This window comes from Gilliamella intestini, from assembly GCF_900094935.1.
In the GTDB taxonomy this organism is placed as follows: domain Bacteria; phylum Pseudomonadota; class Gammaproteobacteria; order Enterobacterales; family Orbaceae; genus Gilliamella; species Gilliamella intestini.
This window is the reverse complement of sequence record NZ_FMBA01000113.1, coordinates 1-1,107: the sequence shown is the minus strand read 5'-3', so window position 1 is coordinate 1,107 and position 1,107 is coordinate 1. Positions and strand designations below refer to the sequence as shown.

Below are 1,107 nucleotides of genomic sequence, written 5' to 3'. Positions count from 1 at the left end.
ACGATTACATTCTTCGTTAGGCTACTTGCCTCCCGTTGAATTTAAAAAACACTTACCCCTTAATTTTTTTGTTTGAAAATGTGTTGCCATTCCACTATTACATATAAATTTTGTACTTATTAGAATTAATTTCTTTCATAATTTTATCTAAATATTCTCTACTTTCTTTTTTGGCTCTACCTTTTCCTTGAATTTCTTTTTTATATTCATCTACCGATATTATTGAATTTATGGTAATAGATTGATCTATAGTTGAAACATCAAAATCAATAAAATATTTACCATTTATTAAATAGTAATAAATTATGGCATATTGATCATAATTTTCTCCTAGAATAAAAGCTGAATTCAAATAACCAAATTCCTCTTTAAAAAAAGGATAAAGTTTTTCTTTTTCAAACTTTTGAAAATCAAGTGTTTTTTTCTGAGCTATGTTAGCTTCATTTATCATAATGGTGGTAATCTCCCTGGTGTTGCTGTAATTAAATTGCCTGCTTTATCTGTAAGGATCGTTATAGTATTTGTTGGCTTTCCTGTAAATTTATCAATTCCAATATTTTTATTAAAGTTAACAACTCGTTCATAGAGTTTTCTTTCTGTACCTTCAAATGTTGAATTTCTTACATTACTAATAGGTATGTCTATAACTTGTTTGCTTCCTATTAAAGATTTAGCTTCTTCTTCTGTAATTATAAATTGACTTGCATTGCTCTTGCCGCCGAAATGCCTTTTTAAAACATGATACCATCCTTCTTTATTATTACCATTTTGTATATTTATACGAGATTGTACAATAGGGTGATCTAAATCTGTTTTAGGTATTGCTGTATCCGCACCATTTGAGATCTTATACTCCTTTCCTGCAACCCCCTCAAACCCACTATTTTCAACCTTAATCAACCCTAACGGATCAACCCAATTTATCGGATCGCTACCAGCATATTGGTAACTATTTAAGCCACCCAGTATACCGAGCGGATCTTGAGTAATATATCTACCTGTAAATGGATCATAATAGCGGTTTAGGTTGTAGTGTAATCCCGTCTCCTCATCATAATATTGCCCTTGGAATCTTAACGGGTTATCCGGCAGGGCGTTGAAATCGTC

General features: G+C 31.3%; 2 protein-coding genes. Both read right to left on the bottom strand.

What is annotated here, in order from left to right; translation table 11 throughout:
- Positions 1 to 97 precede the first annotated feature (97 nt).
- Positions 98 to 451, bottom strand: a complete 354-nt coding sequence (locus tag GA0061080_RS12330) for a hypothetical protein (protein WP_091126272.1) — start codon at positions 449 to 451, stop codon at positions 98 to 100.
- The coding region (locus GA0061080_RS12325) for an RHS repeat-associated core domain-containing protein (protein WP_141683182.1) at positions 448 to 1,107 on the bottom strand (660 nt) is incomplete at its 5' end. The genes GA0061080_RS12330 and GA0061080_RS12325, both read right to left, overlap by 4 nt.